A 24,497-nucleotide genomic window follows, 5' to 3' on the forward strand; every position below is an offset into this window, starting at 1 on the left:
CCTAGTGATTAATTCCGTAAATCCTTGCTATGGTCTGTGCATCTTTACGTTCTTTTGCACGTTGCAGCGCCATTACACCCGTCTTATTATTGAAATGGCGTAAAAACAAGATTTTTTGTTCCATTTCATTGTAAATCCCATCTATCGCCTTTAATCGTTCGTCATCACTCATCCTCATCTTACCGGACGTGATGATGTTGGTCAGCTCATCAAGATTCATTATACTTTCTTTTAAAAGATTGTTGTAGACGGTAGCCAAATATTCAATTTCGTTAGCCGTGAAATTTTGATCGCTCCTGAAACGCTCATATGCGCCACGATACTCATTAACCAATGTTACTTGATAATTGACGATCTCCCCGACCTTTCTATAGTTTCTTACGGTCGGGCTTACCTGCATTAAGCCATCAAGAAAAGCTTGATGCAGTTTGAAATTGCCCTGAGAGATTCCCTTTATCGTATTGTATCCTCCTGACAAGGCTTCATATCCCTTTTTCATGTTGCTTAAAATCTGCTTGAATTGAGCAAGTTTTTCAATATTTAATGCCAACTGCATACTTTCTTGAACCTGTCCCTGTGTGCTGGTTATCCCGATACTGATCAGGAATAACACTACTAATATTTTTTTCATAGCTATCTGTTTAAACCTTGTTGAATCCTACTACGCTCTACTTCCCTTTTCTCCTTTAGCCGGGCAATGGCGAACATCTTATTTTCGGCGGAGAAACTTTCGCAGAACATAAATTTCTCCTGCATATCCTCATGGATTTTATCTATTCGTTCAATACGTTCCTCATCTTTCATTTCCAGTTTATGATCTGTTATTACGCTTATAAGTTCATCGAGCGTTTTTTCACAATCAGTAATAAGTCGGGAATACACCTCATTTATACTTCTTTTCTCCTCATCCGAAAACACTTCATTGGCAAATAACTCACCTCTTGTTATGCTGTATCGGTTAATGATCCGTTTTTGCAACTGCATTATAGAAGATACCTTCGGGTATACCTTAATTTTGGGGTTTACCAGTTTTAAAGACTCGAAATAGTCACCGTGAATATCAAATTCTCCTTTGGATAGGTCTCCGACTGTTTTTAAACCTTTCTTTGCTATGTTGTAACCATCTTTTGTGTATTTGATATAAACCTGCAGTGCCGCGATCTGTTGAAGTAGATACTTCGTTTGGGTTGACTTTTGGTTAAACCATTCATCCCAGGTCTGTGCTTTTAAGCCACTCCAAGTGAGTAAAAGCGCAATCAACATGATTAAATTCCTTTTCATACTTAAAATTTGAATCTTTTACTTTTTATATTTCTAGGATTTTCAACTTTCTGAATAACTTCTTCACAAGTGGGTAACGTTGCTGTAGTAAGATTCTTTAGTTCAACATTTCTTATCCAAATACCCGCATTTCGATAAACTAAGTTCATCCCATATATCTCAAATTTTCCAATTATACCGGGTTCATACTTCACAAACATGCAACCGCATATACTTTCTTTGTCGTCTCCTTCAAACTTGAGATAGGTAGCTAACCTAAGCTCCTCCTTTAGCCCATCTTCCAGACCTAACAGAGAATCATACAAATACTGTTTCACACTTTTCTCAAGAGTTTCACTGTAACAAGCATTGGTTTGAAATGCTTTAGTATCATAACCCTTTCCTTCAAGTTCATCGACCAAATTTTTCAATGCCTTTTCGATCCTTTCCATAATAGTCCTATTGTTGAATTCCGTAATATCTTTTTACACTTTCGACCTCAGATAGTGATTTTGACCGCTGTACACTCAACAGAATATTTTGGTTATTAAACTGGCGTAAACGATTATAACTTTTATCGATCTGATTGGAAGCTTCGTTGATAAGCTCCAATCTTTTTGCATCACTCATTTTTGTGGTAAAGGACTGTACGATCAAACTGATATGATCAATGTTCTGTAAGCTCTCGCCAAGTATGCCGGAATACACGTCCTCCATATAGTCCAATTCATCTGCCGTAAAATTGGCATCCTGTCTTAACAGATTCCAGAACCGACCATATTCCTGTACCATCAAACCTTGCTTTTCGATAACATCCCTGATCCGTTGATAATAACTGATGATACTTTTTACTTTAGTGAGTTCTTCATAATAACTCTCATATTGTTTTTTTTGCTTATCCGTCCATTCCCCGATCTCCTTCAACTTTAGCTTTGTTAATGTGTTTTCTAATGTCTTCTGCGCATTTTGCAACCAGATAACTTTGTTCTGCTCACGCTGGATTTTCAGATCAATTGCTTTAATAGCTTTATTGATCGCAGAAGTAACTAAACTGAAAATACCGAACGCCGCCGTTGCTCCCTGTACCGGTTGTACCGGAACCATCACCGTTGCCATCATTAAGCTGATGATCAACATTTTTACATACTTTCTCATACGCATAATTTTAAATTTTACTCCTTAACTCATCTGCCATAGCTTTAATACCTTTGACCAGATCACCCCCAAACTTATCCGCATACTGCATTAGCTTGACCTTCTCCGTCTGTTCGGTCGTATATACCAGATACTCCTCCAGACTAACCTCGGTACGATAAACTTTGGATAGGACGCCACCAAGGGAGATAAAAACCTCTTTATACTTTTTCAAGGGATCATTCGCCTTATTGACGGATAGCACCTGCGCCTTTTCTTTCTCGGTCAAGCCTAACAGTTCCTGGATCTGGTCAAACTTGTTCTGGTATTTAGATTGATCAAGTAGGATTTTACAATCGGAGTTATTAATAATTGCCTGTTTCACCACAGGGGATGAAATGATATCTTCGACTTCTTGCGTCACGACGATAGCTTCACCGAAGAATTTTCGAACCGTTTTAAACAGGTATTTAATATATTCCGCGAACCCCTCTTTCATTAAGGCTTTCCAAGCCTCCTCAATCAGGATCATTTTGCGAATCCCTTTCATTTTCCGCATTTTGTTGATGAATACCTCCATTATTATAATGGTGACAGTCGGAAAAAGAATAGGATGATCTTTAATGTTATCCAACTCAAAAACGATAAATCGCTCTTGAAGGAGATTCAGATTTTCGCTAGCATTTAATAAATAATCAAATTCGCCGCCTTTGTAATATGGCCGAAGCACATACAGGAAATTGTTAACATCAAAATCCTTTTCCTTCACTTTATCATCGGTTAACACTCCGACATAATGTTCACGCAAAAAATCATAAAAGGTATTAAAACAGGGAAATACCTCTATATTACTTTCCAGATAGGCATAATATCCGCCAATGGCGTTAGACATTGCTACGTATTCCGATCGTTTAAATTCTTCGTCGTCTTTTTTCCATAATGCAAGTAACAAAGTCTTGATACTTTCTTTTTTCTCTGTATCCAGGCTATCTCCTTCACCGATGTAGAACGGATTAAACCGGATTGGATTTTCTTCACTGTATGTGAAGTAGTACCCCTTAACCATATCACACAGACCTTTGTAAGAGTGCCCAACATCGACCAATACAATATGCGTCCCCTGTTCATAGTAACTACGCACCATATGATTTGTAAAGAAAGACTTGCCGCTACCGGAAGGACCGAGAATAAACTTGTTGCGGTTGGTGCAGATACCCATCTTCATCGGCTCATCTGAAATGTCAACATGAACAGGCTTTCCGGTCAGCCTATCTCCCAGCCTTATTCCCATCGGGCTGATCGAAGAGCGATAACCGGTTTCAAGGTTCAGAAAACAGGTAGCTTGTTCCGCGAAAGTGTCGAACGTATCATTCATGGGGAAGTCGGCAGCATTACCGGGAATTCCCGCCCAATATATCTGTGGTGCGCCAACTGTCTCCTGTTTAACAACAGCATCCATCTGCGCAAGAGCCGAAGAAACTTTATTTTTGAGTTCTTTCAATTCTTCCTTCTCATCACTCCACACCAATACATTAAAGTGTGCTTTTACGGGGAGCCGTTGCTGACTGATGGCTTCATTTAAAAAATCATTGGTAGCATCCCTGGCAATACTGTTTTCCCGGCTATAAGCCGACAGTGACTGTAACCGCAAACGCTTACTTTCCAGCTTTTGCAACGTTTTTGCCGATTCCTCAATAAAGATGTACTGGCTATATACATGGTTGCATGAAAGTAATTGTCCCAATGTACTGGCAAATCCGATACTGAACTTTGTCCGGTCGGTGGAGTATTTATCATAGTTTATCCGGCTACCACATAAAGCAGGAAGATCGGCGGCATCAGCAAGTGTAAAGAGCTGTGCGGTTTGTCCTCCGACACGGATTCCATCACTAAAATCAATGTCTTTAATAAAGATGGATTCCCGATCCGATGTAAGATTGCAGTAGCGTTCAATTACACCGACATTTCTTTTGCTGCTTCTCAAATCGGCTTCTACAAGTCGTATTAATTTGACAAAGCCACTTTCTTCCAAAATATGTTTGAACTGACCGCAGGAATCAACAAAATCCTGTAGATGATTTACATTCAGGTTTTCGTCGGGAACTATCGTCTTTCGGATCAGATTCGAAAACATCGAGTTACCTACTTTTCTATCCTTTGGTTTCTTTGTCAGAAAGATGTAACAACTATGATCCAGAAATGGACGTTCGTTAAAGAAACGATCACTGCTCCTCGATAAAAAACTGGTATCATCCGCGGTAAAGTCTGGTTTATATTTGGTGTCTAAAAACCAGTCCTGCTTATACAATACAGTAAACTTTGGAAGTACCTTGATTGCCTTTATCCAGATTTGGTGAAACGCTTCATATTCATTATTTGACAAGGTGAAAATTTCTGGCAACTCAACCCGAAACCCAATTGTCATATCTCCCTGTTTGCTTAATATACAATCATGCTCAATGCCCATGATCGGCATAATATCATCTATCCACTTCTCCATCGCACTTTCTCCCATTTGGGGATTTCTCCCCGTTCCACACCTTAATCTACCTCAAATGCTTTTTCCCTTTTTTCGTTGTTGCAACTCTATCTCACTTTCGTCTCTAACTTCCTGATTGAATTTTTGATTTTCTTTTGCGGAGTGTAAATCTCTATATTGTCCGATCTGCAATCCCGCACGATAACCTTTAAGCATCCGGCAAGCAATCTCCCTGTAAAATTTCTTTTTATCTTGATCCGTCTCGTTCAGAATATGATGTCGAACAATCTGACTGGCAATAAGCTTTGCCTCAAATTGTTCTTCAATCCGGTACAGTCCTCCCGTTAATTGGTCCTTAAAAACCAGTGCCAAACAGAATTGCCCGTCCGACCGTCTATGTACCGGCTTTTGCATAGCAATTCCTATTTTAGATTCACCCTGTCTATCACACGCTCCAAAGATCTTGTCCCTGACCGATTTATTAATAACAATATCAACTGTTCTGTCATGCGGGTCGATAATACGGCCAAACCGCAATCGGTCTTCATCCGGAAAAGGGAATCGGAACAAAAAACCTTGTTCTACCTGAAGGTAGATAGGTGTAAATGTTCGCTCACGAATACTATTTTTTTCCCGCTCGTAATCCACATATTTATCGTAACTAACATAGTATAAACTCTCGCAGGTCCCGATCTTTACATCCTGTCCTCGATACTTTACGTATTCTCCCATCGCTAAAACCTCCTATCCATATCCAAACAACCGCTTACTTTCTACGCCCCTGTCGTCCCCTTCTCGATTCTTTCTTAATTTTTTTTTGGCTTTCATCCTTTTGTGAAGGTTTATTTTCGGCTTTAGCTGTAGCTTCACGCGTCGACTTCGCTTCGGCGTCAATCTGTGCCTCTACCTCGGATTCAATTTTAGCAAGTAGTTCCTTTACGCGGTTTCGTTCAGCAATCGTAATTAGGTTGGTCATCGTTAACGGAATCGCATCTGCTACGATTCGTTCTGACAACGGATTATCCTTTACAAATTTCTTTTCATCGATCCCATATTCTCTTGCTACCCCCACAGGGTCAAGCTGCAATCCACCGGGTATTTTTATGATCATAACGTCTTTGGGAAGCATCGTCAGCTTCATATCCAGATCAACAAACTTCTTTTCGACTGTGTTATAGTAAAAAAAATAGATGTCTGCATAAAAGTTTCGCTTTCGCTCCGATAAGACAAGTGGCGCTACATCGATCCGATCTTTGGCTCGTAGTACTCGCTCCGGCCAATCCACTACATACACCTGACCTGGTAATTCAATTTCGGGCAGAACGCCCTTTCTTCTTAATTGATAAAGTTTCTCTTGCTCATCACTTAATTTCATTTTTCCTCCCGCACCAAACTTCCCGCTAATAGAACGAAGCACTTGCTATCATTCCTTAAATACCTGTATTGATCAACCTTAGTAGCTCTGTCCCTTATTTCGCGTGGTTTTCAAAGCTGTATTTTTATCAAGCTGATCTTTCTGCTCCAACACCGGATTACTAGCCTTTATAAGAGAAGCATACTGTGTCTTTTCGATGGGTATAACCCGCGCCTCCATCTTCGCTTGATACGGATATCTATCGAGAAGATGATAAGGATCTCCGTAGATTTCACGTCCTCGACTTATGGGATCTAACGTTTCAATATCAGGTACAACGATCATTACTGTATGTGGTGGAAGTTCCTTTAAATCCCCATTGTCCGGAATTATCTTTCTATTCAGATAATCATAGATATAAACAAACTTGTCATCGTATTCATCATTACCGCGACCGCCCGTTTCATTCAATTCAATTGTTTTCCAGAACTTGTTGGACGACCTCAATTCTCTTAATCGGGTATCTACAAAGTAATCTTCATCAACAATCCGGATAACAGGTAGCGTTCCTTCCTTAATTCTTTCATCCACATAGTCTGGATTAGAACGGATTTTCCAATCCTTTTTAGGTAGGTTTTCTACAGGAATACCATACACTCTGGAAACTTCTTCAGGAACCTCTTTAACCAGGTGTTTTATTTCTACCAACGTCGCTTTCTCATCGTCTGTATCAATTATTTTTCCGTTTTCGTCGATAAAAAATCCGTATTTTCCTTTGTAGGGTTCGAGTCCATTAAGATCAATAAATACAAGCGGTTCATCTTTTTTTCGTATCTCACGTAACGAAACATCAATCTCGTACTGAAAGCCATTTTTCTCAATAGTTGGGAGTTCCCGGATTGTGCAGGGCATAGGCATATTTTCAAGTTCCGCCAACGCATGATTATCAATCAATTTCACACCATAGCTTTTGCTCAGCGTTTTATTAAAATTTTCAGCATAAGCAGATCCTTCGCCATAGCCCTCTTCAAAACATATCTTAGGAATCTTAACAGATGGCATTTTTGTATTTTCATTTTCAACAAGCTGCCCCGTTTTAGGATCAATCTTTACCGCATAGTAATTGTCATATTCTACCATGTCATCGATTGATATGATATTATCCGGATTACCAATCTGGATCAGTTCCTCAAATGTTGTATCAATACGATACATATGTTCTCCAATAAAACAACGTTCATCCTCTCTCATACTCTACCTCCTATCTTTTTATTTTATTAAAACTTCACTTTTTCCTTTCCTTACCAAATGCCTGAAAAACATTTCTGCTATTACATTTCACAACTTTCGGCACCTGCTTTCGCGCAAGCGCTTTCATCAAACCATGTTCTCCGTATGTATGGCTCATTTTGTATATTTTTATAACCAGCAATGTGCCGCATCCTCCGATTAGGGTCAGACAAACCACTGTCGGCAAACCCACGATATACATAATCGAATACAGAATCAATAATCCCACAACTCCACCGCCCAAATACCAGATGTACTGAGCTTTCAGACCTTTAAATTCGATGCTCTGGTTAATCCCTTTATTTATTTTGTAAACACTATTTGACATATTGTAATTTTACATTCTTAATCCGCTATTTCTCTGACGCGAAGCCTGTATTACCACCGGTTCGAGTGTCTCCGCATTTTCAGCCTGATGCTGTTCGTTTGGTCCAATGACAGCTGTCTCTTCGACTACCTCACCTTCATTTAATCTATTTTCTTTGATTTTGAGCGATATTTCCCGCTCAAGACTACTCAATTCGATTCTAAGCGCCTGTAATTCCTCTTCCTGTGAAAAACCCAGGGAACACAATTCCTCTAATCTTGGAATATTAGAGAAATGCTTCCTTATTTGTCGATCATATGTGTACAGTAATCCGTCAATTCGTTCCAGCGCATTTAGGAAATAGCGCGCCGCAAGCTTTTCATTGTTTGCATTAGGAAAACCTTGATTCGAGGTATATTTTATGCCGTCATTCCTTTGAACATAAAGATTATGACTGTAACCGTAGGCAATTTTTCCGTTATACTCATGTGTCTCGTTAATCCTACGGATGTAAAGATCAAATCCATAAAGCGCTCCAATTTTCTGCTCTGTTTCTCCCTCTTTGGGTTTCCAATTTTTGAATAGATCAAGAAGATGCCTACCTATTAGATCCGGTTCCGTAGATGGGCAACCGATCAGTTTTACAGGATTAGCTTTTGTACCGTCATTTTCGTAATACAAGTTTTTTTCATAAACCAAATAGTCTTCTTTTAACCGGCTATAAGTGGCAGTATCTTTTTCCAATTCATGGATAGTCGATTGCAAAAGATTCTTATTCACAAAAGCTTCACGAAAATGACTCGCTTTCAAGCTTTCCAAAACAGCTATTTTCTTATGCAACTTCGTCTTTTCAAGTAATGAGGTATCTCCGGACAGGATAGCGATATACTCCGCAAAATTCATCCCGGACTGTTCATCCAAAGCGCCTTCGTCGATCGTTCTTACATTTAGCTCGCAGTTCTTCATCTGAGAAATGAAGGTCTGCTTATTCTTTAATAAGTTAAACTTATAGTTGTCCAAACTCTGTTCTACGGCATAGTAATAGGTCCTCACTTTGTTATCACGATACTGCTTCGCCGCCCAGTTTCCTTGCCTGCTTCCTCGGCCGTTTCGTTGCTCTAAGTCTTTGGGAGTCCACGGTATATCAACATGGTGCATGGCAATGACCCGCTGTTGCACATTAAGCCCTGTACCGGCTTTTTCCGTGCTACCAATGAGAATACGAATCTCCCCATCGTTCATTTTTTTGAACAGATTCGAACGCTTCCAACCCGCCCAGTTATTATCGTGAATGAACGTCACTTCATGCTCAGGTATGTCAAAGTCCCTGACAAGCTTGGTTTTCAACTCATCATAAAGATTGAATTGATCTGGTTTCGGTGTACCAATATCGGAGAATACAATCTGTGTGCCTTTAAATGGTGTACTGTCGTGATACTCGGCAACAACCTGGCGGGCTATGGTATTGATCTTATTTTCGGGATGGTCGCAATAAACTATCTCATTAATTAACCGCATATCGGCCGACATTTTCTTAGCGTAGTTGGTTGCAATCAACATACGCGCTTTATCTTCGGCCTGACTTAACTGCCCTCTTCCGATCAATACGCCATCCCCTGTTTTAGCAAACTCTATTAAATTTTCAATAAACACCTGCTGTTCGGGTGTCGGTTTAAGATTGATCAGTTTTTCATCTAGTTCCGGCTTATCAAGGCTAATGTGTTTTGCTGTCTTATAGTCCGTAATCAGATTGTACAACAAAGCCAGTTCAGGAACTTTAATAAAATGCCGGAACCGCTCCTTTGCTATAATTTCATTCGTAACCGAGAACTCAAAATCTGTAGATTTTTTTGCATACACAGCAGCCCATCCATCAAAGTTTTCAATCCCGAGGCGCTCCATTTCACGCGGTATAAAATATTTAAAGATCAGGTACTCCTCCGTTAGGCTATTTGAAATTGGTGTACCCGTCAAGAAAGTCACACAGATATCTGCATTGTACCGTAATTGTAAAGTTCTTACGGCAAACAACATATTAAGCGCTTTTTGACTCCCCTCTACATTACCCAGTCCTGCCACCCGTGCATGTCTTGTAGTAAAAGTTAGATTCTTATACTTATGGCTTTCATCCACAAACATATGATCGAGCCCCATATCATTGAATGTGATACCCCTATCTTTCTTTTTCTCAATATTATATCGTACAGCTTTTAATTTACCAATAAGGTTCTTTTTTCTGATCTCAAGACCTTTAAGCACTTTCTTTGAAATATCCCCTCCTTCCTTCTGGGCTGTATCCAGATCCCGCTCGACATTTTCGAGTTCAACATTAAAGATCTGTTGCTGAATTTCGGGAGACTGTGGTATCTTCCCGAATTGATCGTGCGTCAATATCACACAGTCCCAATCGTTACTTTTTATTTCATGTAACAGCCTAATCCGGTTCCGCGGTTCAAAGTCTTTCTCACTTGGAAACAACAATTTGCCGGATGGATAAGCTTTCTTGTAGGTCTCGGCTATTTCTCCCACATTTGCTTTTAGTGCAAGTATGATGGGCTTTTGAATAATTCCCAGCCTTTTCATTTCCATACCGGCAACAATCATCGTCAATGTTTTTCCTAGTCCCACTTCGTGATCGATCAATGCTCCCCGATTTTGGATAATACGCCAGACTGCATTTTTTTGAGATACGTAAAGATCCTCGATACCGAGTGCCTTTTTATCTAACCCCGGAAATGTAAGGTGGCTACCGTCGTACTCGCGGAGTACATAACAATTATAGGTATCGTTGTACAGCTTTTCAATTTCTCTTTTATCTTTTTCCGGTAACGCCATCATCCAGCTGACAAATCCGTTCCGCATCAACTCAATCTTCTGATGCGCCAACTGAATCAGTTCATTATCGGGAACCCGTTTTTTTTACCGTCCTTTTCAATTTCATAGGTAAAGAAAGGTGCTGTATTTTCCAGCGCATGCTCAAATAGTGTATATCCATATACTTTACTTCCTCTAGCATTTACTATCGCATATTCACGGTCTACCTTAATGTTATGATCAACAACAACTTTAAAGCTGTCCATCGAGGGAAAATATCGAACTTTGGTATCGCCTTCAAATAATTCGGTTCCAAATCGGCTATAATATTTCTGTGGTATCCAACGCTCACCAAGGTTAAAATCCAATAATTCAAATGGAATACGTTGAGGCTGAATAGCAACTATTGCATCGTAACTACGCTTATATTGAATATTATCCTTACTTCGGGAAAGGGCTGATTCAGCCTTCGTCATTTTTTCTACCACGTTACCACTGAGATAATGATCAGCCGTTTCCCAGGTATCACCGTCCGGATTAAGCAGAATTCTATCTCCTAGCAATTCCACAGCTTCATTAGGGCTTACGCCCATTGCCGAACTAATAAAAGCTATATCTACCCGCCCCAGATCATTAAGGCTATGCGATAAAGCAACGATAGGATCATCTGTGCGGAGCGCTTCCTTTATTTTTTTAGCCGATTTTGTTAAAACATCCGCTTTGACAAATTGCTCAGCTTCCCGTCGTTCCAACGATGACAAAACGGTCAGACCAAATGCCCGATCTTCCAAGATTAGTTTTTTATTCGCCAGTCTATTCAATTGACCATATTTCTCGACAAACGACTCATAGGAATTATTGAGCTTATCCCGCAGATCGCTTGCCTCTTCAGGATTATATTTCTCCTGTTCAGAAAGCGTAATGTAAGAATCCCTTAATGTTATGTAATGCTTATATAGCGAAAGGTTCCTTGTGAGATCCAGATTCTTGAAAAGCGCACGGTCATGATCAATATCTACCTGCTCCAGTAACCCCACTTCTCCATTATTCAAAACGAGTGTACCATCTTTATAGAAAGGTTGTAAACGATAATAGTGAGTAGCTTTTTGCAGGAGTAAACTGAAACGGTTTTCTAATGACGGGTCGCCTTCGTATGTAAAAGTGTGCGCATAGCCCGATAAAAAAATGGACGTACGCACGATTTCCGAACCGAAGTCTTTAGCTTTAAGCCAGTCCGACGACAGGTAATCAACTTCTTTTAAATTGGAATACAATTTATATCGGTATTGATTGTTTTTTATTCCCTTTGCAGCAATTGCCACAATACATTCGTGCGAAGGCTTATCCGTTGTCCGTATTGTAGTTATGATTCTTGCGGATTGCTTATCTACAATTTTCAGATCTTTTTCCGACAGATAGGCTGCCGCCCGATCCAGGTATTCCACCGAATCAAATAGTCCTATTTGTCCTGAGAAATTACTTTGCGCATTTTCCGGCATTGCCAGATAGGTAAGTTTCAGTTTGCCGACATCAGAAATATCTACCTGAACAGAAGGAGCTTCGACTGCTTTCTTGGTATAATTATGCTCAAAACCACTTGTAAGAATTCTTTTCAGCGGTATAGCTATCTGGCTAATATCGCCTTCATGCCATACACTTTTACAGGGCTTCCCGTACTGGTTTAAACCATCTTCTATCTTATCTCCGATAACAATTCTATCAATATGTTCACTGATGTACGTATTCTGGTAATAGTCTCCCAAGAGACCTTTTACCTTTTCACTCGCAATCAATTCCTGCTCATGCATGGCAAGGGCTTCCTTTTGACTGTTCTTCTGTACAATGAGTAGATGACTGGGAGCTTGCGTATTTCCGGAATCTTTCATTAGATTATCTGGCATCACTGCAAGCGAAACAAAATCCGCCCTATCAAACAGGTATCTTCGTATCTGAGCATTGGATGGGCTATTAAAAAAAGCATCGGTCGTAATGTAAGCCATTACTCCGCCTTCTTTTAGTTTATTAAGACCCTTTGCAAAAAAATAATTATGAATACGACCAGTTAATTCTTTGTCCTTAAATTCGGGATCGTAAACAAGAAAATTACCGAATGGAATATTACTTACAACCAGATCATAACTTCCGTTTTCATCGTTCGAAGTTTCTTCCAATCCGATGATATGGGTATCGGTTTTTATTAAATTATGATGGTTAATTGCTGATAGAATACGCCCCGTGAGCAGGTCCTTCTCCACGGCGGTGATATGCTGCAAATCCGGATATGCTCGGATAGCTTCTTCGATAAATACACCACTTCCTGCAGACGGTTCATATAACCGCTGGATAGGGACATCATAATTCTTTAGAATTTCAAATAAAGTACGGGGTACGACTTCGGGTGTATAGAAAGCTGTCAATGTGCTTTCCTTTAGCGAACTTACAGTCTGTTTATAAACTAGACTATCCAAACTATTTAATAACAACTGATGTAAGTCGCAAATACTGTCAAAGTGTTTAAGATCACTATCCGTTGCACCGAGACTCCGCCATTCTTCAACATTTGTTGGCGGATACAGTATGACCTTAATCCCACCGAATCCAGCATACTTCCGAAGTAATTGCAGCTCACCATCGGACAAAGACGTAGCGCCATCCCAAGATAAAGCTATCCGTATAGCATTGATATTATTTGCTAATTTTTGTCCAACATTGTAAGCCATTTCCCCCGCACTTTACCTCTCTCACTTAACCAAACAACCTCTACAAAAGGTAATTATGAACTTCCGCTATAATGGCATACCGTAGATGCCTGTTGTCTTCTGTTTCTACCGAAAAATCAAATTGATTGAATGTTTCCGTACAGATTTGCAGAAGATTGATAACCTCATAGGTCAATGTTCCTTCTTCCTTCAGACGATCAAAATCATCTGGAAATTCCTCCTCGATGACGCTTTTGATATACAAAAACTTCGATGGCTTCAACGCAGCAGTAAGCTCTGCCATACATTGTTCCTGGACGATGTAATCCGGTTGCCCGGCTTCTAAAAGTTCATCAGCCAGCGGCATAACCGATTTGATCTGTTCATCCAGATAAGAACCAACAGAATAGTTCTCTTGCAAGTCGAACATAAGTTCCGGATTGTGTTCAATGATATATGCCCACAATTTTTCTTTAAGAATGGTAAACATATGATCTTGATTAAACCCCAAAAAAACTTTGGATGACAGTCGCTACCACGACTAAAAAAACACAACTTCCAAACCATGCAGCAGCAACTTTGCCCGTATCCTGATCGCCTGAATTCCATTTCTGGTACACTTTGACAGCACCGATAAGTCCTAATAGGGCACCAACTGCGTACATTAAGTTCGTGCCGGCGGCAAAGTAGCTCCGCACCTGCTGATTGGCAGCATTTATTCCGGCAATTCCGTCTTGAGCATACACTGACGATACGCTAACAATAAGTAGGACTAAGAGCAGCCCTGAACGAATTTTATTCTTCGTTATCCATTCACACTTTTCCATTTCACTCGAAGTTTAATTTTTACATAAGAAAAACGAAGTGGCTGCGCTATTACACTACCCGCAAATCCATCACACTTACCATACCGCACCGGGACGAATAGGACAGCCAACTTCGTTAGGAACCGTCAACCTCACGTTCTACCACAACACATCAACCTCTTCCCTGCTCAGTATAACGATTCCATATTTTTCAGTCTCCGCGACAATCAATTCATTCACAGACTCGCGTAAAGCGGAATCTTTGACTGAGGGGTACTCTTTTAAGACTAATCGTAGATATTCTTTGAATTCAGCCTTTACCGGCTTAGATTTTGACGTATCAGCAATAACCTTTTTAAGTTTCTGGATGAGAAATTCGATCTCCTCAAAATCACTGTCCAGTGTATTGAGAATAGCAGTTCCATCCTGCATAACCGAAGCTGGCCTTACCTCTGTCACATCCTGGTACTCATCTTCAAATAGATCAGAACCAAAACGTTCATCTGATTTTGATAGAATGGCATGGGTAATGTCGTTTCTAAAATATTTTATCGCCAGCCAGAGGTAGTAAATTACCATGGCAACACAGATTCCGATAAAATAGTCGATCCAAGTAAATTGATTAAGCATAACATCATTGTTTTTTTGTTCAACATTTAACCCAGATCTCCTACCGGGTTTTCCTTTTAAGCTGAAGCAAAGTTGCAAAGATGATCAAGGCACAACAAGTACGAATTTAGCTGCTACCTATACTGCTACCTTTGCTACCCTATGTAAAATCAATGCTTGGCATAGAAAAAACGTAGATTTGTATTTGAATAAATTAAGGCATAGATTATTTCTCTATATTAGAGTCCAATAAAATGTTAATCAATAAATAGCTTACCTAATGACTATTCAAAATAAAATCAAACCTTTTCCAAAACACTTAATTCAGGATTGGGAAAAATCAGATGGCGTAAATTTTGCAATCGCACTAGCTCAAATTACAAAATGGATAATACATGTAGATTGGTTTAGTACAAACGTCGATGGACCAGAAGAACACATGATTCCTTTACGTGTTTACGTCGGTAGCAATGATGATAGAATCTATGACTTTACAGGAATTTATTCAATAAATGAATTCAATGGAAAGATAATACAGGATATAGCAAGACGGAGAGTTCACGGATATGGAAATGTTTTAACACGGTATTATGACGAAAAAAAAATTAGAAACTTACCGCTAAGAATAAAACCTAATGACAAGGATATTGCAAAAGCAAAAGAAGCTTTGTTCAATAATACTAGCTTTTTACAACGTATTCCGAAAAGACAAAATTTACATGTTCCTGCCGAAATAGCTGCTGATTTCACTTGGGGCAAATGTGCTGTATATGCGCAAGCTTTGGAAGATAATGTCGATGTCACAGCAATAGCCATTGTAGCAGAAAAGTTTAAATTTGGCAGTGAATTTGAAAGGAATAATCTTGGATACGTACATAGTCTAGCTAAGCATCCTAATGGTGAATATGAAGATATATGGGGTATTCAACCACTTCAAAAAATACTAGATCGATTTGGTGTCGAGGAATACAAACTTTGTATAGATACCCACAAAGATGTAACCACAAATCTGAAAACAAACTCACAAGAACTGTATAAAAAGTTCTATGATCAATCTGTTGAATTAATAGAACTAGGTAGCAAAACCTAGTTCTACCATTAATAGCTTTCTATTCGTTTAGCAATTTTTTGTAGTGCTTCAATGGCTAACTGCTTATCGCGGTCTTCCGCAACATAGGATTTCGTTCGCATGGATTCATAGGATAGATCCTTTCTATGTGGTGTCGAAAGGTAAGGTACTACCGTTCGAAAAACTTCCGTTATGGAATTTGCAACAAATATTCGCGCTTCATCAGCACCCCGAAGAATTAAAGCAATCTGATCTGCGGATAGACTGCATAAAATCTTTTGAACCGTATCCGACGAGTCTTTCTTGGTTTCAATTGAATCGATGATATCTCCATTAGCTGCAAAAGTGATTTGTTTTTCCCAGTAGCTGATTTCTTCCTCAAACCAATTTTCCATAACCACATCCAAATTATGATAATTAGGATTGAGAATAAATCCTGGTTTGCGATGCAATTGCCTAAAAATTTTTCGAAAATAATACAGACGTTCTATCTTTTTTTGGGGATTTTCGAACGTGCTAATCTGATGATATAATCGAAGAGTTAAATCATCGATATAGGATTTACTGTTATAATTCAGGTAGATAAGTAATTTATCGATCTCCCTAAAAGTGGAATCTAAAGTCGTTCCTTCTTTCTGTAAATTAATCTCGTGCAAACCTTTCACAAGTTCTCGCTTATAGAAGAGCGTCCGAAAAGTAATCTCAAAATCAGAATCACTTTTTTTTATAAAACGCTCGAGCCGGCTTATGAGTAATTTGTAAGGATATTGATGAATTACTTGATCAAGCTTTAATCGCGCTTTAAATTCTTCCAATTTTTGCCGTAATCGTTGCCTTGACATTAAAAGATAAGTACTGGCAACCCGCTCATCCTGACTTAAAAACTCTGGATAGCGATTCTCAATAAATTGTAAAATATCGCTTAAAACGTTGAACAAACTTTCATATACCTTTACCAAATCCGAATGATCGTCTGGAAGCTTTGATCGGTTAGCAAACACGATATCAATGATATTAATAGTAGAAATATAATACTTACGTATGATGATTTCTATCTCTTTTCTCTTTGTTGCGCCGAACACATGGCTTTTTATTAAAGACTGAATACGGATGCATTCTTCCCGTAAAAAGTTATCAAGATTACGACATTGTTCACCACTCAAATCATTAAGATCTACGACATTAGGATTAAGCGATATAGTAGCCAGTACATCAATCGACTCCAAAGGATAACTATTCTGCATAATTCATAGATAAATTAATTAGACAAAAAGCTAACAATCTTTCATTTACATTTTACAGTAGGTACGGATTTATTGAGTTTCGTTACAAAAAAAATAAAAAAATTCTTTCAGAATAGTAAAATCGCCTGTAAGGTATATCCCAGATGAATAATACTTAGAAAGCAGAACAAACATTTTTCAAAGTTCCACCACGTTTATTTTTTTGACCTGCAACATATTTTAAGGATAGGATATTTTGAGACTCTAAAAAATATTTTATAGAATTATCATTGAATTTCAGTTTTTATTTGCGTTATTGACTTATAGTTTTTAGTTCAAAATCCAATTAGAAAACTACCGTGTTTTTAAGGAAATCAGACGAAGATGCTTTTCTACAACGTTTAAAACGACATTCCGGAATTATCATCCGCGTGAGTCGTATTTATTTTGATTTTGAAGAAGACCGAAAAGATTTAAAACAAGAGATCATTTATCAGCTATGGAAGTCTTTTCCATCTTTTCGTGAGGAAAGTTCCTTTTCTACTTGGATGTATAGAGTAGCTGTAAATACAGCACTGACATATCTTCAGCAGAAAAAAAAGGCATCAATCATTCACTCTTACGAAAAATTACCCGAAATTGGTGAAGAAAACGATACGGATATTAAAGAATTACAGACTAAAATATTCTATGAGGCGATTTACAAACTTACACCAGTCGAAAAAGCGTTAATCTTTTATCATTTAGAAGGACTTCCTCATAAAGAGATAGGAGAACAGCTGGGTATAAGTGAAGTGAACGCTAGAGTAAAACTAAACAGGATTAAAGAAAAAATTAAGGAAATCATTAAAAAGCAAGGTTATGAATTTTGACGATTTTAAAAATAACTGGAAGTCGGAACAGGATGAAATAGAAATACAATTCTCCAAATCATCAAATCACCCGTTGAGAAGGTTACAAAAGACTTTGTACCGTGAAATAATTGCACAAATCGTAGGTGTTATTTTTTTAGCATTTTTTCCTTTTCTATTTTCCTTTTCGGAAATACTGACAAAAGTATACTTTATAGTTTACGCCATGATTTTTGTCTCTGCCTGTTATTATATTCTTTCTTTCAGAAAGTTTTACCAGAGCCTTAATGTACTACACTATTCTTCCTATCAAGGACTCTATGAAGTTTATGTGCGCTTGCAAATATTTATTGAAAGATATAAATCATTCAGTTTATTTATAGTTCCTTACGCCCTATTAGCGCTTCTAATTTCATTTTTGGACAACTATTATGATCAGGAACTTCACCAGTTTATTGTTTCTCAGAATAAGTTGATCACAATAATTGTCATCTTAACATTCACAACGATTTTATTTTTATTATTGATAAATATCTATTGTCGCATTGTGTATGGAAGATATGTTAAAGAATTGAAAAAGCTAATTGACGAATTTGACAACAATTGATTCATGGAAGAAATATCAAACACGCTATTCAGCGAACTAAATAATGCTATTCAAATACTAGAAGTAGCTAAAAACTTCAAACATATTATAATTCCCGAATACGATTGCTCCAGACTGCCCGAAATTGGGACAAACGGTAAAAATCTTCCCGAAAATCTAAAACACGAGTTCTTTTCTCATTTGCACCAATTTGATCAAGTCGACGGAAACATAAATGATTTTCCATGTATTTATGCCTTTGAATTGATTGACATATTGGATGGTGATAGAGTACTACAGGCTTTTACACAGGTTGACAAAGTATTGATCCAGCGTACTATTCCAGCGCTAAAATCACAACCACCAAAAGATTCAAAATATTTATACTTGGGAAAAGTGGAAACAGCAGTTGGAAACAGGCTAGTTACACATTTAGGATATTACGTCCAGCCGGGCAATCACGGTCTACAATTAGCATATTGGATGAAAGATATTTTACCGGCAATTAAAATAAGAGTTCACATATTTAGATTTGAAAAAAAATTCAAACCTTATTTAACTGCATTTGAAGTTATCATGGCTAAAGAACTAAAACCGATTATAGGTAAGCATTAACGACACAAACTAAAAAACATGATAGAATCATTTTCATCTGGAATTGAAGATAAAATACTTGAAAAAATATCTAGCGCACGTAGTCATATTACAATTATGTCAGCATGGTTCACCAATGAACAAATAATAAATGCACTAATTTCTCGAAAAAGACGAGTACCTAATCTCGACATTGAAATTCTTGTTACAAATGATCACGTAAACCGTACTTATTTTCTAAAGCATAGCGCAGCGATGTCGAAAGTTGGAATAAAGACAACACTTTATAGGAAATCACAATTGATGCATAATAAGGTTATATTAATTGACAACCTTACTTACATTACTGGATCTTACAACCTGTCCGCAAACGCAAATAAAAATATTGAAAACATTATTGTCTTGGAATCAGAGAAATTTTGCAAATACTACAAACGTATTTTCTTATTTCTGACTAACGCTAACTACATTGATAACAACATTGCACTACTCTATAAATATCCGGATTTTTGTCGTGAATTATTAAGTACGTATTATCCATTCACGAAAACAGACCTTAAAAAATACCACAATAAAATATTATTGGGAGATTGCTTTTCGCACGACGTTGGCGACTATAACAATATTTCTTATACCCCCGGACTGATATTCAATAAAAGTATCAGTCTAGTCGAGTTTAACGATTCTAATTTCTTTGAGAAGGATTTTTATCAATGTGAATACACTTTACCCGTATCAAGACAATTAATTATGAATGTGATGGAATCAGAAAGCCACAATCACATATTGTCATCTTTTAGGGAGCATGAAGACTTATGGCATTTAATTGGAGATTCTTTAGACCAGGCAACAACTGACATAGAAGAACTTTTTAAAAGAAAAATTGAAAACTGCTTTTCATCGGAGGAAACAGAGCAAAAAATAATAGATGGGATAGATATTATCAAAGAAGATGATTTATGGAAAGTCCAATTCCAGCCCTTCTTAACTAAGGCAACCGCACAAGATCTACTGCAAAAGCTTCCCATAATTGAAAAATCGACTCTTCTATCAAAGAACATTCTTCGGAAAAATCCAATCCCCGATCCACCAAGTTTTTGATCCTTTTACTAAAGAAGGTGATCCAAGAAATCGCCAAAAGGAAATGGACAAATCTTAAACACAATAAATGCCCCTTCAGGGGCATTAAATCAATTTTTTACGTTCGATTGTAAGTATTCTTGTACAAATCTTTCCAAATCATTCAACTGCTTAAATGTCAATCTAAACCACTCTCCTCTTACCCTATTTTTTGCGTATCTATCGTGAAGCAATTTTTCCAGCTCCTTATCTGCTTTCCAGAAAGCCACACGATGAACCGCAGGTTCTTTGGAATGCAGTGTTCCTTCTCTATATTTAGGGTTTTTACTTCTACCAATTTTAATCAAACCTGTTTCTTCATTAACCATTAAATATACATATTCCGCGTTCTCAACGATCTCACCATCATGAATGTTACCAAACCAATCTCTATAATAATCTCTATGTCTTATAAATTTCATTTTAAAGATGCCTCTTTCCGCATTAGAAAACAATACAGCACCTTGTCCTAAATATGGTTCAATCTCATGATTTGAGACAGTAAAAAATCCACTTTTTTCTATAAACCCACGTAACTTAGTTTGGTAAGTATTCACAGCAGCAATAGCATCTACATTTTCATAACTTTCAGCCAGCAAATTACAAAACTTCATTAAAAGCAAATTATAATCATCATCCATCAAATTCAATATAATTATATCTCCCCGCAAACCTTGTCGATTATCAACAAAGAACATCCTAACATCTAATCCATGTTCGTCATCACAAAGTTCAACGCCGTAACAATGATCTTCCAAATTAACAATCACGTTATTTAATGGCCCGTTGTCAGCCTTATTCAATTCATAAATATCTTCTACTGCCAACGTAAAACAGCAATCGAAAAATTTGTCTTCGGTAATTTCTGGTTTATCCATATGGTTTTATTGGTTATATATAATCCTTTTCTAGTAGTAGAAAAATTAGTTCAGCGTCAACCAACATAGCAGTATTAATCTAAACTGATTATGTTCATTTTAGCGTTGCAAATTTAACGCACTTAGTCCCCATGTTTTCGTTAATTGACCAAACGGACATAGTTCGCTATCATTCATTTTCAGAAACGGATTTTTTTGACAATTATCATCCGTTAAGTCCTTACTTTCATTGGATTTTTTACAAAATTCGTACATAGAACATCGTCCGCTATCTCCATAAATTTGTTCCAAAACAATTGAGGCAGTGTACAGTAAATATGGCTGATCTGGAGGGTCTTGCAACATATCAGTTGGTGGAACTAATCCGGCTTCTTTTTTGATGTTTAAAAAAAAAGGAGTTCCCATATTTTCAAATATCCTCTTAAATTCCCATGTCAAATTCCCATCCCCATCAACCAGATCCAATAGAAAAGTAGGATTTTCCAATCTAATCTTTCTCGCTTCAGTAAGAATGTGTTTGATCCACTTCAACTCCTTTTCAAAAATGTAACTCCCGAACAAATTATCATAATCCTTTTCCGCCGAATCAAAAGTTTCACTAAAAAGATCATTAACATTATCAAAATCTCCCATCAGCCCACTCAATGATACACCTTCAAACAGGAAATCATAAAACTCTTTTGGATCTTTCGGATACATATCACCAACTTGCTGTAATTTGTCTATAATTCCAAAAAATAATTCCCCAGGATGGTAGTGCATTAAACACGCGTCACATAATACAATCTTTAATTTTTCGTCAGTAAAATTTGGCAATTCCTTATTAATAATCAAGTCAACTAGTAAATAGGGAGCATCAGGATGCTCTATCTCTAAAAACTTATTTTGAATGGTATGAGCTACAAATTCTTTTAAAGCAGTTATTCCAAAATTATAATTTATTTGTTTTCGTGTATCAACACAAGTTAAATTAACTACATACCTAAATGGTCGAATAGGCTCTCCTACTTTAGGAGTAATAGTTTCTTGAAAACTATATTTATCATTATAAATCACTCGCCTTATAGGTTGAGAATCGCCTCGATAAATTACGTTTAATTTATGAATAGCTAATCTATTGTGATTATGATCAACTTTCAACGGCAATTGAATCGAAGTTGCCACATTATTTTTCACTTGATCAACTGCATATTTTACTAATTGGGTGTAGTGGCCAGACGAATAAAGTCCACTAGTACTTGTAAAATTTTGCAAATAATGGATGTACTCATGTAAGAATGTAGACATTACTCTTTTATTGTCACGAAGTACAATATTTAAGTCATTCAGGCTTTCGTCTGTATTTATAGTCATACACATAAAACCAAGCAAATAACTACCCGCTGCCTGAGCATTTTCGTCTGTAAACATATATGCTTTAAAAATTAAGAATTCAAAATTTTAATAAAATACTACCATTAATTTGTCATTATTACCACCTACTCGGAATGGGTGATATAAAACTCTAAACTAATAATTTTTTCGACATGATATTCTTTTACCAATAAATTCCTAACTTTGATTTACTACAAGCCTAATTTTTAGATGAAACGCCTAAATTCCATGGATGAAAAGGCACTGCTTAATTCCTTCAAAAGCGGTGATAGGCGAAGTATTGAACAATTATACAGACTGTACCAACCCGCACTACTATTTTTTTCTAAGAGGATCTTATATAATTACGAAACTTTAGATGCGCAAAGCATAGTACAGGATTCTTTTTTAAAAGTGATCGAACACAAAGAAGAGTTCACCTCAATAGGAGGAATAAAAGCTTTCTTATACACCGCTACAAAAAACAATTGCTTCAAAGCCATTGAAAAGGAGAAGGTACGCCTTAAACGGTTTGATAAGTATATTGTCGACTTTGATGAGTCTGAAGATGTAATAGTCTCCCAGATCATATACACCGAAGTTATTTCAGAACTCCATTCCGCGATTGAGTTACTTCCCGAACAATGTCGCATTATTATGCAGAAATTTATGGAAGGAAAAACTGCAAATGAAATATCCGCAGAAATGGATATAACGGTTAGCACAATCAATAACCAGAAATCGCGCGCGGTATCCCTACTTAGAAAACGGCTTTCAAACGCTGGATTCTCACTTCTTACTTTTTTTCTTTAAAATTTTCATTTTCCTTTAGAGAGCCGATCAACCTTTCCGGTCTTATATAAAAAGGATAGGAATGGAAGATCATAACACGTTTGAAAATTCAGAAATAAAAAGGTTACTCACACAGTATGCACGAGGCATTGAACTTTCGGCAAACGAGCGAGCAATGCTTGAATCTTGGACAAAAAAAAGCGCAATTAATCAGCAAATTTTTGACAGGATTTCTGATACAAACCTACTATCATCTGATCTAATCAACTATGATCAATCCGCGACAGAGGAAGGGCTAAAGGATCTAAATTCAATTCTGGATAAACAAGTATCTACTCGTAAGTACAAAACTTGGTTCCTACCCGCAGCAGCGGTGCTAATCATTGCCCTCTCAATTTCATACTTCCTTATTCAACATAACAGAATATTGGATACAGAGAGAATCAATACAAGTCAAATATCGAACGATATTCTTCCCGGAACCAACAGAGCGACCTTAATTCTATCTAATGGAAAAACAATAAATCTCGATGAACAAAAACAAGGAATCGTATTAACTGATTCCAGCTTTAGCTATGAGGATGGTGAGGCGTTGGCAAACTTAGCCAACGTCGAAACCGCAACATTAAAAACCCCACGTGCCGGACAATATGATATTGTTCTACCGGACGGAACAAAAGTGTCACTAAATGCCGAATCATCACTTGAATACCCGGTCAAGTTTACGGGATCAGAAAGGCGAGTTAAATTAAGTGGTGAAGGCTATTTTGAGGTTGCGCACGACAAAACGAAGCCTTTCCATGTATTAACTTCCAAACAAGACATTCAAGTACTCGGTACAGTCTTCAATGTGCGCACATATGACAACAGTGAAGCAACAACCCTTGTTTCAGGAAAAGTTTCCATAAGAAATTCGATAACTAAAGAACTCGCTATACTTAATCCAAAGCAGAATGCTACGGTAAGCTCAAAAATTATCCGAATTGAAAATGTCGATACCGATGCCTATACTGGATGGAAAGAAGGTATGATTGTAGCCAATGGATCTACTTTAAAAGAAGTAGTATCTGATTTAGAAAGATGGTATGATGTAACGTTTAAATTCCAAAGCAACTATACAGGCAACGAAGAAAGTTTTATCAATATAAATAGGAAAGAAAGATTATCATCTGTGCTTAAATCACTGGAACACATTTACGGTGTAAAATTCCAAATAGCTGGGAAGGAGGTTTACGTCAGGCAAAAATAGTTTCTATGTTTATTCTCAGTGACTTAAAAAT

24 protein-coding genes are annotated in these 24,497 nt (G+C 37.5%); 7 read left to right on the forward strand and 17 right to left on the reverse strand.

Annotated elements, in window-relative coordinates:
- Nucleotide 1 precedes the first annotated feature (1 nt).
- From MUB18_RS20550 to MUB18_RS20615, 14 genes are all read right to left on the reverse strand, one after another.
- Nucleotides 2-631, reverse strand: a complete 630-nt coding sequence (locus MUB18_RS20550) for a TerB family tellurite resistance protein (RefSeq protein WP_248754464.1) — start codon at nt 629-631, stop codon at nt 2-4.
- 2 nt (nt 632-633) lie between these two features.
- Nucleotides 634-1,281, reverse strand: coding sequence for a hypothetical protein (locus MUB18_RS20555; protein ID WP_248754465.1), 648 nt, complete (start codon nt 1,279-1,281; stop codon nt 634-636).
- A 2-nt stretch (nt 1,282-1,283) separates the two neighbouring features.
- Nucleotides 1,284-1,712, reverse strand: a complete 429-nt coding sequence (locus tag MUB18_RS20560) for a hypothetical protein (RefSeq protein ID WP_136401497.1) — start codon at nt 1,710-1,712, stop codon at nt 1,284-1,286.
- A gap of 7 nt (nt 1,713-1,719) precedes the next feature.
- Nucleotides 1,720-2,415, reverse strand: coding sequence for a conjugal transfer protein TraI (locus MUB18_RS20565; protein WP_248754466.1), 696 nt, complete (start codon nt 2,413-2,415; stop codon nt 1,720-1,722).
- A 10-nt stretch (nt 2,416-2,425) separates the two neighbouring features.
- Entirely contained in the window at nt 2,426-4,909 is a 2,484-nt protein-coding gene (locus MUB18_RS20570; protein WP_248754467.1) for a TraG family conjugative transposon ATPase, read from the reverse strand.
- A 36-nt stretch (nt 4,910-4,945) separates the two neighbouring features.
- The gene (locus tag MUB18_RS20575; protein WP_248754468.1) at nt 4,946-5,605 is read right to left on the reverse strand and encodes a hypothetical protein; all 660 of its coding nucleotides are present in this window, start codon (nt 5,603-5,605) and stop codon (nt 4,946-4,948) included.
- Nucleotides 5,606-5,639: 34 nt separating this feature from the next.
- A complete protein-coding gene (locus MUB18_RS20580; protein ID WP_248754469.1) occupies nt 5,640-6,248 on the reverse strand; it encodes a hypothetical protein in 609 nt (202 codons plus the stop codon).
- Between the two features lie 78 nt (nt 6,249-6,326).
- On the reverse strand, nt 6,327-7,478 hold the full coding sequence (locus tag MUB18_RS20585) for a hypothetical protein (RefSeq protein ID WP_248754470.1): 1,152 nt from the start codon (nt 7,476-7,478) through the stop codon (nt 6,327-6,329).
- 34 nt (nt 7,479-7,512) lie between these two features.
- Nucleotides 7,513-7,845, reverse strand: coding sequence for a DUF4133 domain-containing protein (locus MUB18_RS20590; RefSeq protein WP_248754471.1), 333 nt, complete (start codon nt 7,843-7,845; stop codon nt 7,513-7,515).
- 9 nt (nt 7,846-7,854) lie between these two features.
- Nucleotides 7,855-10,686 (reverse strand): helicase-related protein, encoded by a 2,832-nt coding sequence (locus tag MUB18_RS20595; protein ID WP_248754472.1) that lies wholly within the window; start codon nt 10,684-10,686, stop codon nt 7,855-7,857.
- 29 nt (nt 10,687-10,715) lie between these two features.
- Nucleotides 10,716-13,358: an N-6 DNA methylase gene (locus MUB18_RS20600; protein WP_248754473.1), complete on the reverse strand. Its 2,643-nt coding sequence runs from the start codon at nt 13,356-13,358 to the stop codon at nt 10,716-10,718.
- A 40-nt stretch (nt 13,359-13,398) separates the two neighbouring features.
- A complete protein-coding gene (locus tag MUB18_RS20605; protein WP_248754474.1) occupies nt 13,399-13,827 on the reverse strand; it encodes a DUF1896 family protein in 429 nt (142 codons plus the stop codon).
- Between the two features lie 10 nt (nt 13,828-13,837).
- Nucleotides 13,838-14,164, reverse strand: coding sequence for a DUF4134 domain-containing protein (locus MUB18_RS20610; protein ID WP_248754475.1), 327 nt, complete (start codon nt 14,162-14,164; stop codon nt 13,838-13,840).
- A 138-nt stretch (nt 14,165-14,302) separates the two neighbouring features.
- Entirely contained in the window at nt 14,303-14,773 is a 471-nt protein-coding gene (locus MUB18_RS20615) for a hypothetical protein (protein ID WP_248754476.1), read from the reverse strand.
- Between the two features lie 259 nt (nt 14,774-15,032).
- On the opposite strand from MUB18_RS20615, the gene MUB18_RS20620 reads away from it, so the two are divergent.
- Nucleotides 15,033-15,842: a hypothetical protein gene (locus MUB18_RS20620; protein WP_248754477.1), complete on the forward strand. Its 810-nt coding sequence runs from the start codon at nt 15,033-15,035 to the stop codon at nt 15,840-15,842.
- Between the two features lie 8 nt (nt 15,843-15,850).
- Here the strand turns inward: MUB18_RS20620 and MUB18_RS20625 are convergent, their stop codons facing one another.
- Complete coding sequence (locus tag MUB18_RS20625) at nt 15,851-17,065, reverse strand: hypothetical protein (protein ID WP_248754478.1); 1,215 nt, start codon at nt 17,063-17,065, stop codon at nt 15,851-15,853.
- Between the two features lie 338 nt (nt 17,066-17,403).
- Between MUB18_RS20625 and MUB18_RS20630 the strand changes: the two genes are divergently transcribed.
- The 4 genes from MUB18_RS20630 to MUB18_RS20645 are packed head-to-tail and all read left to right on the forward strand — an operon-like array spanning nt 17,404 to nt 20,176.
- Nucleotides 17,404-17,916: an RNA polymerase sigma factor gene (locus tag MUB18_RS20630; RefSeq protein ID WP_248754479.1), complete on the forward strand. Its 513-nt coding sequence runs from the start codon at nt 17,404-17,406 to the stop codon at nt 17,914-17,916.
- A complete protein-coding gene (locus MUB18_RS20635) occupies nt 17,906-18,502 on the forward strand; it encodes a hypothetical protein (protein WP_248754480.1) in 597 nt (198 codons plus the stop codon). The genes MUB18_RS20630 and MUB18_RS20635 overlap by 11 nt, the downstream gene beginning before the upstream one ends.
- Before the next feature lie 3 nt (nt 18,503-18,505).
- Entirely contained in the window at nt 18,506-19,096 is a 591-nt protein-coding gene (locus MUB18_RS20640) for a hypothetical protein (protein ID WP_248754481.1), read from the forward strand.
- A gap of 18 nt (nt 19,097-19,114) precedes the next feature.
- Nucleotides 19,115-20,176, forward strand: a complete 1,062-nt coding sequence (locus MUB18_RS20645; protein ID WP_248754482.1) for a phospholipase D-like domain-containing protein — start codon at nt 19,115-19,117, stop codon at nt 20,174-20,176.
- Nucleotides 20,177-20,265: 89 nt separating this feature from the next.
- Here the strand turns inward: MUB18_RS20645 and MUB18_RS20650 are convergent, their stop codons facing one another.
- Together MUB18_RS20650 and MUB18_RS20655 are read right to left on the reverse strand one after the other, a co-directional pair.
- On the reverse strand, nt 20,266-21,072 hold the full coding sequence (locus tag MUB18_RS20650; protein WP_248754483.1) for a GIY-YIG nuclease family protein: 807 nt from the start codon (nt 21,070-21,072) through the stop codon (nt 20,266-20,268).
- A 99-nt stretch (nt 21,073-21,171) separates the two neighbouring features.
- Nucleotides 21,172-22,482 (reverse strand): hypothetical protein, encoded by a 1,311-nt coding sequence (locus MUB18_RS20655; RefSeq protein WP_248754484.1) that lies wholly within the window; start codon nt 22,480-22,482, stop codon nt 21,172-21,174.
- A gap of 174 nt (nt 22,483-22,656) precedes the next feature.
- Between MUB18_RS20655 and MUB18_RS20660 the strand changes: the two genes are divergently transcribed.
- Both MUB18_RS20660 and MUB18_RS20665 read left to right on the forward strand, forming a co-directional pair.
- Nucleotides 22,657-23,238, forward strand: a complete 582-nt coding sequence (locus MUB18_RS20660; protein ID WP_248754485.1) for an RNA polymerase sigma factor — start codon at nt 22,657-22,659, stop codon at nt 23,236-23,238.
- Between the two features lie 61 nt (nt 23,239-23,299).
- Complete coding sequence (locus MUB18_RS20665; protein ID WP_248754486.1) at nt 23,300-24,466, forward strand: FecR family protein; 1,167 nt, start codon at nt 23,300-23,302, stop codon at nt 24,464-24,466.
- Nucleotides 24,467-24,497: the final 31 nt, after the last annotated feature.

It is taken from the genome of Sphingobacterium sp. PCS056 (assembly GCF_023273895.1).
Lineage (GTDB): Bacteria > Bacteroidota > Bacteroidia > Sphingobacteriales > Sphingobacteriaceae > Sphingobacterium.